Source organism: Vibrio sp. 1069, assembly GCF_033340555.1.
On the sequence record NZ_JAWOWP010000594.1, the window covers coordinates 1 to 603 of the forward strand.

Consider the following 603-nt stretch of genomic DNA (forward strand, 5'->3'; position numbering starts at 1 on the left):
TCGAGTAAAAAGTCAGGTAACACAATAATGGTTACCGCTGCGATGAGGAGCAAAATGATTTTGCTATTAATGGCCACATCAATAAAGAAAATGACTAATGATGCCACCACAAAGAGAAAAGCTTTAAAAGGAAAGTAGTACTTCGCTAGCTGCTTATTGTAATAACCCGCGTTTAACAATTTTTGTTCTAAGTCTTTTTTACCACTCTCCCCAAATGCAACGATAAATGTTTCCATTTTTTGCTTTTTCATTTTTTTGGATTGGTGTTTTAAATATTTATTTAGTGCGATTTCACGCTTGCGTGTCGAGTAATAATCATAAAAGACAAAAGTCAGCGCGCAAACAATTAAAAACACACTTATTGCTAAAATCATCGCCTAACTCCTTTTACCAGAAGCCAAACAATAAACAGACCGATCAACTCACTACCGACAACATAATACAATACTAATTGTCCACGTGGGTCATTGAGCACAAATTCAATATGGTCGGGATTAATTTGACTAATAATGATAGCGAACGCCAAAGGAATCGCTGCAACCACTTTGGCTGAAATTCTTGCCTCTGACGTCATTGCCATTTTTTTCGATTCTAGTGTTCTTG

General features: G+C 36.3%; 1 protein-coding gene and 1 pseudogene. Both read right to left on the reverse strand.

All coding sequences use genetic code 11. From position 1 onward, the window contains the following. Positions 1-374: pseudogene (locus R7040_RS27945) on the reverse strand (type II secretion system F family protein); the annotation flags it as partial. After that, the coding region (locus tag R7040_RS27950; protein WP_411978224.1) for a type II secretion system F family protein at positions 371-603 on the reverse strand (233 nt) is incomplete at its 5' end. The gene R7040_RS27950 and the pseudogene R7040_RS27945, both read right to left, overlap by 4 nt.